Genomic DNA, 7,508 nt, shown 5'->3' with positions numbered 1-7,508 from the left:
TAAATAAAACACCTCTCTCACGCCGTGGTGACAGACAGCCACGCTACACCATTCCCGCGCAGCGGGTTCGTTCTTCCCCCCCAGTCCAGACCAAAAATTGGGGGATAGGCTGACGGGTCAAGTATCATGCCGTTCCGCAGCAGGCACCACGTCCAGCCTCACCTCGTCGTCCAGTGTTTTCCCTCTGGCGAGCCTGCGCCCGACTGCCTCGATAAATCCGTCATACCGCTCTCGCCCCTTGCTCTGCGCTGCCGCAAGCGCCGCATCTGGTAACGGCGGTGTGCTGGTCAGCCAGAAGCGCACGAACACGGCCAGTGATTCATTGGAGATCGTGACCCGTCGTTCCATTCGCTCCAGGTGCCGCGCCATCCGGTCCAGCCGCCGAGCCAACGCCGCCTCCAACCGTTCCGGGCCGTCCGGCGACAGGAACGATGCCAGCGCTGTCTCCACGATCAGCGCCTGCGGCACCTTCTTGCGGGCAGCGTAATCGGCTAATTTTGCGCTAAGATCAGTAGGCAGCCGGATCGTATGCTTGATCCGCATGGCAGTCACAGCCCCATCCGATCGCCGGGATCGAGCGACACTTGTCGCGCGAGAGATCGCTCACCGCGCCGAAGGGTCTGCGCCCGCGTCGCATCGTCCTCGGGCTCATCCTCCGGCGGATCGAACTCATGGACTGGCTTTCTCGGTGCCTGCACCACCTCTTCCTGTTCCGGCAGTTCCGGCTCACGGCGGATGCCGGCATTGGCGGGATCATCATCTGCATTGCTGGCAGGCAGCGGCTGGACCACATCGGCCCAGTCTCCCGGCGGCAGCGGGCCGATGGGCGGCGTTCCTTCCGGAGGCGGCGGCGGCTCGAAGCGAGGTGGCGCCAGGATGCGCGCGGCGAGTTCGGCATCCTCAAAATACCGCGCCTTGCACCCCCGGATCGGCGGGCAGCCGGACACCAGCACCAGTTCCTCGTCCGGGGGAAGCTGCATGATCTCGCCGGGCGTCAGCAGCGGCCGTGCGGTTTCGTGGCGCGTCACCATCAGATGTCCAAGCCACGGCGACAGCCGGTGCCCGGCATAGTTTTTCGCATCCCGAATCTCGGTCGCGGTGCCGAGCGCATCGGAAACCCGCTTGGCGGTCCGTTCGTCGTTGGTCGCGAAACTCACCCGGACATGGCAGTTGTCCAGAATGCTGTTGTTCTGCCCGTAGGCTTTCTCGATCTGGTTCAGGCTCTGGCCGATCAGGAAACTCTTGATGCCGTAGCCCGCCATGAAGGCCAATGCACTCTCGAAGAAATCCAGCCGTCCCAGGGCCGGGAACTCATCGAGCATCAGAAGCAGGCGATGCCGCCGCTTCGCCTCCAGTTCCTCTGTCAGCCGGCGGCCGATCTGATTGAGCACCAGGCGGACCAGCGGCTTGGTGCGGCTGATGTCCGAGGGCGGCACCACCAGATACAGCGTCGCCGGATGGCTGCCGGCGACAAGGTCGCGGATCCGCCAGTCACAGCGCCGGGTGACGTGTGCCACGACCGGATCGCGATACAGGCCAAGGAACGACATGGCGGTGGAGAGCACGCCGGAGCGCTCATTGTCGCTCTTGTTCAGCAATTCACGCGCCGAGCTGGCGACGACAGGATGGACGCCTTTTTTGCCAAGATGCGGCGTGGTCATCATCGCGCGCAGGGTGGTCTCGATCGCGCGCTTCGGGGCGGACAGGAAATTGGCCACCCCGGCCAAGGTCTTGTCCTCCTCGGCGTAGAGGACATGCAGGATGGTGCCGACCAGCAGCGCGTGACTGGTCTTTTCCCAGTGGTTGCGCTTCTCCAGTGCGCCCTCGGGATCGACCAGCACGTCGGCAATATTCTGCACGTCGCGGACTTCGCGCTCGCCGCGCCGTACCTCCAGCAACGGATTGTAGGCGGCACTGGCCAGGTTGGTCGGATCGAACAGCAACACCCGGCCGAAGCGCGAGCGCCAGCCAGCGGTTAGCGTCCAGTTCTCTCCCTTGATGTCATGGACGATGGCGGAGCCCGGCCAGGTCAGCAGGGTCGGCACCACCAGGCCGACACCCTTGCCCGATCGGGTCGGGGCGAAGCACAGCACATGCTCCGGCCCGTCATGGCGGAGATAGGCATCGGCCGAGCGGCCCAGCACCACCCCATCGGGGGCCAGCAGCCCGGCGCGACGGATCTCGCGCGGCTCTGCCCAGTGCGCCGAGCCATAAGTGGTGGCGCGTTTCTTCTCGCGGGCGCGCCAGACGGACATGGTGATCGCGACGATGACAGCGGCAATGCCCCCCGACCCCGCGATGTAACCGCCGGTGGTGAAGATGTCCGGAGCATAGGCGTCGTAGGCGAACCACCACCAGAAGAATTCCGGCGGGTAATAGACCGGCCAGCCGAGCAGCGTGAACCACGGGACGCCGAGCTGCGGCTGGAAGCCGAGCCGCCAGGCAGTCCACTGGGTAGCCGCCCAGGTGAAGGCGAGGATCACGGTGCTGACGGCAAACACCGAGCCCCAGAGGATCTTGGTCTGGTTCATGACGACCACCGATCAAGGGGATCGGCACCGCTGACTTCAATCCCTGAGTTGAAGCGGTGGGCTTCCCGGATAGATCCGGACAAAAATCGGACGCACCGATGACGTCAGACCACGCGACACACAGCCGACCGACGCAGCGATTCCCTACCTCGCGTGGTCAGAGATAATGCTTCGGCTCCTGGCGCTGGTGCAGGACACGGACGACGAAAATCCCCTCATCCGCCTTCCGATAGAACACGGCGTGGCTGTCGTGGACGAAGCGGAAATAGCCGGGCCGCAGATCGCCAACATCGGCTCCCATGTCAGGATAGGTCGCCAGCGTCTCGAAGGCCGCGTGCAGGTCGAGGATATAGCGCTCGGCCCGCGTCCAACCCCAGTTCCGGATCGAGAGAGCAATGATGGCCTGAATGTCGGAATCCGCTTCGCCGGAAAGCGTGTAGCTAGGCATCCGTCGCGTCGTGGGCCGTCTTCATCGCGGCGAGGATGTCAGGGATCGTACGCTTGCTCACGCCGCTCCGTTCGCCCTGGACCAGGGCCTCGACCAGAGCCTGCCGTTCCTCGGCCTGTGTCTGGTCGCGCCGGATCAGGTCGCGCACATAATCGCTGACGCTGGCATATTGCCCGCTGTCGATACGGCGCTGCACCCAATCACGCATCGGATCCGGCACGGATACATTCATGGAAGCCATTGTCATCCCCCTGCGTTCGCACGATGGCAGATAATGGCATAATTTGCCATACCGAACTCCCGTCAAGCTGGCCATTTCATCCCTGCGCACGGCGGCGGCCGATCACGTCGCGCAATTCGGCGAAGACGGTCTCGGCCGGGATGCTCGATCCGCTCTCATCACCAAGCCGGATTGCCTCCCGCAGGGCATCGAGATCGCGACGGTCGGTATCACGACGGCGCATCCATTCACGCAACGCCTCGCGCACCACCTCGCTGGTCGAGGCGTATTCGCCGCCATCAACGGACTGGCGCAGGATCGCCGCCATCTCGGACGGCATGGTGATGGTCATACGTTCGATCGTGGACATGAAGCGGCTCCTTTCAGGAAAGCATACTTCATCATACTTATGAAGCACCTACTTTGTCAGCCGAAAATCCGCAGGCAGTCCACCCGACGTCAAATCCCGAGCCCGCGCTTCCGCCCGAAATTCCAGTCCACCGCTCCGCCCGGCGACAGGGTGCCGGAAACCTGCCGTCCGAGCTTCTGCTCCAGCGCCGGGCGCCACGGCACCAGCTGGAAGCCCAGCCCGTCATCGACCATCGCGAACCGCCCCGAGGACAGGGCCACCCGCTGGCGATAGACTCCCGCGACAATCTCGCCTTCCTTCGCGGGCCGGTGTTCCAGCCCGGTCTGCGCCGCCAGCTTCGCCGTAGCCTGATCAAGATCGCGCTGGCGCAGGGTGCCGATCAGGTCGGGCGCGAGCACCACACGCTCACCCTGTCGCCGGGCCAGCCCCTCGGAGGCAAGATGATCGATCCGCTGCGCCATTGCCTCGCGGACCTCTGCGCCGAAGCCCGCATTGGCCAGTGCTGGCTCTTTTGCGAGTAACTGGCGATCGAGCCAGGTTGCACCGGGTGCCGTCACCTGCTCGGCCAGCGTGAAATCCGAGCGGGTTGCCAGTGACAGGCGCTGCTTACCTTTGGCATCCTCCCAGGCCCGGGTCTCGACGATCGCGCCGGTCCTGGCATCGCCGGTCAGGTCCAGATCGGGGAAGCGGACATGATGCGTCCGCCCGTCGGTGCCGGCGATCACCACGTAGCCCGAGCCCCTCAGTTCGTCATCCAGTCCGCGCTCGACCAGCCGCCCGATGACCGGATCGGCCAGCGTCTCGCCATGGATCGCGAAACCCGCGACATCGGACTCCGCCCCGCCGCCAGACATGGCGCGGTGCATGGTCCTGATGATGTCGCCCCGGCTGGAGAGATCGCGCAGCGTCCCCTCCAGCCCCGGCTTGAGGGTCCAACGTGCAACGCCCACGCGCTCGGCCAGACTAAGCCCTTCCAGCTTGGTCGCCCGTCCGACCAGCAGGCGGCGCAGTTCCCGGTCTTCGGCACCCGCACCGGGCCGCAGATCGACGATACCGCCGCGCTCGTCGCTGATGTCCTGCAACGCGCGATCGAGGCTGGTCCAGCGGTCGGCACCGATTTCGGTCTCCAGGACGGTGCGAATTTCCTGCTCGCTGCGCGGACCCAGCTCCAGCGTCACCCGCTCCGCGGCGCGGTCGCGCAGGCCCTGGCTGATATAGGCGCGGCTGATCACCAGATCCTTGCCGTCATCAGCGACACCACGCACCAGGATATGGACGTGCGGATTATCGGTGTTCCAATGATCGACCCCGACCCAGTCCAGCTTTGTGCCGAGGTCGCGTTCCATGTCCTGCATCAGCTCGCGCGCAAAACCCCGCAGATCTTCCATCCGCGCCGCATCCTCGGGCGAGACGATGAAGCGGAAATGGTGACGGTCGTCTTCGCAGCGTTCCGCGAAGGCCTTGCTGTCCGCCTCATCGGACCCGGCATCGAACAGATGGGCCTTGGCCCCGTCGCGGGTGACGCCCTCGCGCCTGAGGTAGGCGATGTGCCGGGCGAGCGGCGCCGAGCGGAACCGCGTGCCCTGCTGGCGAACCACCCGCGCTTTGACCACGACCCGACGGGCGTTGCCACGGAGCCGCATGGACAGCGCCGCGCGTCGGCCACGCCCGAAGCGGGAGCCGCCACCGCCTCCCCTGCCCTTCGCACCGAAACGGGTGCCGGTATGACCGGCCTTCTTCGCGGCACGCATGACCTCACCGACGAAGGATTTCGGACGCGCCCCCCTATTGCCATACTGGATACGTCCGGGCCGGACGGTCAGGCTGTCATCGCGCGTCGCCATGTCCCGCTCTCCGCTCTACTTCTCCCCTGACGGCTCCCGGAGCCTTGAAAAGATTAGGAAAACTGCCCGAAGAGCCGCAGGGGCTGCGTGGTGAGAGGACAAATTCTCCAATCAAACCAACCACATGCAGCCCCGAACGGGCGCTGCTTTTACCTTGCCGTCCTTCTGTCCGTTGCCAGCCTCCCCCCAGCACCCCATCTCCAAGGCACCCACAGCCCGCCAGCGCCCGATGGACCGGAACGGGGATCATCGACGCGCCTCCCCATGCCCTGACGCGATGAACAGACCGGCCGATTGCGGTGCGAGCGCCGTCCAGTCGGTCAGCCGGGAACCGGCTGAGCGTGCCGGATCGTGCGCGCTTTCGACAGGCCGGGACGCATCGCCCGTACGCAGGAATGAGGCCGGAAAGAGGGAACAATCCTGCCAGAATCGTGCCAATGGCGCACCGCCCGAGATGTCATCGGCAGGCGAGAGAGCCAGCCGCGCGCTGACCGAAGCAACGTAGTTTCGCGTCTCGGCAGGCAGCGGTCGGCCGGTCTTCAGATGTTCGTCATAGCGCGCGGGACCGGCATTATAGGCGGCAAGAAACCCGGCCTCGCCATAGCGATCCCGCATCCACCGCAGATAGGTCGCACCGGCCAGAATGTTATCGTGCGGGTCGAACGGATCGTCGCCGAGCCCGAGAGACGTACGCAGGCTGGCCCAGGTTCCGGGCATCACCTGCATGAGCCCCATCGCACCCGCCGATGACACCGCCCGCGCATCGCCTCGGCTCTCCGCATGCAGGACGGCAGCAATCCATGACGCTGGAATCTGCGCGCGCGTGGCGGCTTCCGCGATCATATCGGCGTAGGGATCGGCAACCGCGACATGCCCCGGTATCGTCATGGACACGACGGCCGGAGCCATAACACCGAGCAGGCGAAGCGCCGCTTTACCGCCGGTCATCACGCTTTACCGGACGGTTCCAGACCAGATGGAAGGCACGCCCCTGACGGTCGGACTGGAACAGATTGGCGCGGATCGGCTGCGCCAGCATGGGGTCGTCGAGAACGAACGAGAGGTAAGTGCCCGCCTTCTCGCCGGTGCGTTTCCAGGCTGCGCCGATCTCCGGTCCGGCGTCGGCGTCACCGAGGTGGACACGATAGTCGGGCGCGTGCTCGGCGTCCGACGGTGTCGCCGGCACGATCGTCAGTTCGACGTCGAGGGTGAGCGTGCGCAGGCGACCGGCGAAGCCGTCAGACGTGCGCGTAAAAGTTCCGATCTGGGCCATGTCAGCCTCGTTTCTGTTTGGGGTTGGAAGAAATCGGTGACGGCACGAGCCACAGTGGCTGGGCACGGCCGAGCACCGCATCGACCGGCAGGACGCCGAAATAGCGGCCGTCGAGACTGGTCGGGACTGCCGGGTTCATGACGAAAATCTGGCCGGGCAGGACGTGTCGACAGCCCTGCCAGACCGGCAGCGGGCGACCGCGATGATCGCGGGCCAACGCATTGCCGAGCACCGTGCCATCGACGGTGACAACAGCACCGACCCGACAGACCCGTTGCCCCGGCAGCGCCGCGACCGGCTTGAGCAGCGGCACGCCGAGCGGCAGATAGCCACCGCGCGCCAGCATCGCGGCGATGTCGGCGGACGGCCGGATCGCGATCAGATCGCCGACATGCAGGGGGCTTACCGATTGCAGGCGATACAGCCCGACCGGCGTGCTGGCGGTGGCATTCCAGATCAGGCGGGGCGCCGGATGGATCGCCAATGACGTGCCGACACCGAGGACTGCGAAATAGGTAGTGAAGAACCAGCCGAAGCGCGTCATGACACCGCCCTCCGGCGCAGCCAGGCGTGGTGGCGGTCGCGCGTGTAGGGACGGGACGCCTGCCCGGCGAGCATCCGGTTGTGCAGATGCCGCCAATGATCGGGCGCAACATCGACGGGGTCGATGCCTATGGCTTCGATGCGATCGACTGCTTCCAGCACCAGCCGGACCTTCGGCCAGCCGCTCTGGCGCAGCAGGCTTTCGCCACCAGGGCGCACGAACGGCACCGTCTGATAGGGCTCGCCGGAACGGGTGACGCGCACGATGTCAATGCAGGA

The 7,508-nt window shown here is 65.6% G+C and carries 10 protein-coding genes; all 10 read right to left on the bottom strand.

What is annotated here, in order from left to right:
* Positions 1–117: 117 nt before the first annotated feature.
* Complete coding sequence (locus tag MSKU9_RS17080) at positions 118–543, bottom strand: CopG family transcriptional regulator (protein WP_141262558.1); 426 nt, start codon at positions 541–543, stop codon at positions 118–120.
* Between the two features lie 5 nt (positions 544–548).
* Complete coding sequence (locus MSKU9_RS17075) at positions 549–2,531, bottom strand: conjugal transfer protein TraG (protein ID WP_141262557.1); 1,983 nt, start codon at positions 2,529–2,531, stop codon at positions 549–551.
* Between the two features lie 157 nt (positions 2,532–2,688).
* On the bottom strand, positions 2,689–2,979 hold the full coding sequence (locus MSKU9_RS17070; RefSeq protein ID WP_141262556.1) for a type II toxin-antitoxin system RelE/ParE family toxin: 291 nt from the start codon (positions 2,977–2,979) through the stop codon (positions 2,689–2,691).
* Positions 2,972–3,220 (bottom strand): type II toxin-antitoxin system ParD family antitoxin, encoded by a 249-nt coding sequence (locus MSKU9_RS17065; RefSeq protein WP_141262555.1) that lies wholly within the window; start codon positions 3,218–3,220, stop codon positions 2,972–2,974. The genes MSKU9_RS17070 and MSKU9_RS17065 overlap by 8 nt, the downstream gene beginning before the upstream one ends.
* Before the next feature lie 76 nt (positions 3,221–3,296).
* Positions 3,297–3,569 (bottom strand): type II toxin-antitoxin system ParD family antitoxin, encoded by a 273-nt coding sequence (locus tag MSKU9_RS17060; protein ID WP_141262554.1) that lies wholly within the window; start codon positions 3,567–3,569, stop codon positions 3,297–3,299.
* An 89-nt stretch (positions 3,570–3,658) separates the two neighbouring features.
* Positions 3,659–5,413: a relaxase/mobilization nuclease domain-containing protein gene (locus MSKU9_RS17055; RefSeq protein ID WP_141262553.1), complete on the bottom strand. Its 1,755-nt coding sequence runs from the start codon at positions 5,411–5,413 to the stop codon at positions 3,659–3,661.
* 246 nt (positions 5,414–5,659) lie between these two features.
* Positions 5,660–6,361 (bottom strand): lytic transglycosylase domain-containing protein, encoded by a 702-nt coding sequence (locus MSKU9_RS17050; protein ID WP_116100224.1) that lies wholly within the window; start codon positions 6,359–6,361, stop codon positions 5,660–5,662.
* On the bottom strand, positions 6,348–6,686 hold the full coding sequence (locus tag MSKU9_RS17045) for a DUF736 domain-containing protein (protein ID WP_141262552.1): 339 nt from the start codon (positions 6,684–6,686) through the stop codon (positions 6,348–6,350). Before MSKU9_RS17045 ends, MSKU9_RS17050 begins: the two co-directional genes overlap by 14 nt.
* A 1-nt stretch (position 6,687) precedes the next feature.
* Positions 6,688–7,230, bottom strand: coding sequence for a S26 family signal peptidase (locus MSKU9_RS17040; protein WP_141262551.1), 543 nt, complete (start codon positions 7,228–7,230; stop codon positions 6,688–6,690).
* Positions 7,227–7,508 (bottom strand): DUF2840 domain-containing protein (locus MSKU9_RS17035; RefSeq protein ID WP_141262550.1); only part of this gene is annotated, 282 nt, incomplete at its 5' end. The genes MSKU9_RS17040 and MSKU9_RS17035, both read right to left, overlap by 4 nt.

It is taken from the genome of Komagataeibacter diospyri (genome assembly GCF_006538165.1).
GTDB classification, from domain to species: Bacteria; Pseudomonadota; Alphaproteobacteria; order Acetobacterales; family Acetobacteraceae; genus Komagataeibacter; species Komagataeibacter diospyri.
This window is presented reverse-complemented; position numbering and strand designations above follow the sequence as displayed.

Excerpts from the sequence above, each read along its gene's own strand:
- MSKU9_RS17080 (WP_141262558.1), bottom strand. The coding sequence starts at position 543 with ATGCGGATCAAGCATACGATCCGGCTGCCTACTGATCTTAGCGCAAAA.
- MSKU9_RS17075 (WP_141262557.1), bottom strand. The coding sequence starts at position 2,531 with ATGAACCAGACCAAGATCCTCTGGGGCTCGGTGTTTGCCGTCAGCACC.
- MSKU9_RS17070 (WP_141262556.1), bottom strand. The coding sequence starts at position 2,979 with ATGCCTAGCTACACGCTTTCCGGCGAAGCGGATTCCGACATTCAGGCC.
- MSKU9_RS17065 (WP_141262555.1), bottom strand. The coding sequence starts at position 3,220 with ATGGCTTCCATGAATGTATCCGTGCCGGATCCGATGCGTGATTGGGTG.
- MSKU9_RS17060 (WP_141262554.1), bottom strand. The coding sequence starts at position 3,569 with ATGTCCACGATCGAACGTATGACCATCACCATGCCGTCCGAGATGGCG.
- MSKU9_RS17055 (WP_141262553.1), bottom strand. The coding sequence starts at position 5,413 with ATGGCGACGCGCGATGACAGCCTGACCGTCCGGCCCGGACGTATCCAG.
- MSKU9_RS17050 (WP_116100224.1), bottom strand. The coding sequence starts at position 6,361 with ATGACCGGCGGTAAAGCGGCGCTTCGCCTGCTCGGTGTTATGGCTCCG.
- MSKU9_RS17045 (WP_141262552.1), bottom strand. The coding sequence starts at position 6,686 with ATGGCCCAGATCGGAACTTTTACGCGCACGTCTGACGGCTTCGCCGGT.
- MSKU9_RS17040 (WP_141262551.1), bottom strand. The coding sequence starts at position 7,230 with ATGACGCGCTTCGGCTGGTTCTTCACTACCTATTTCGCAGTCCTCGGT.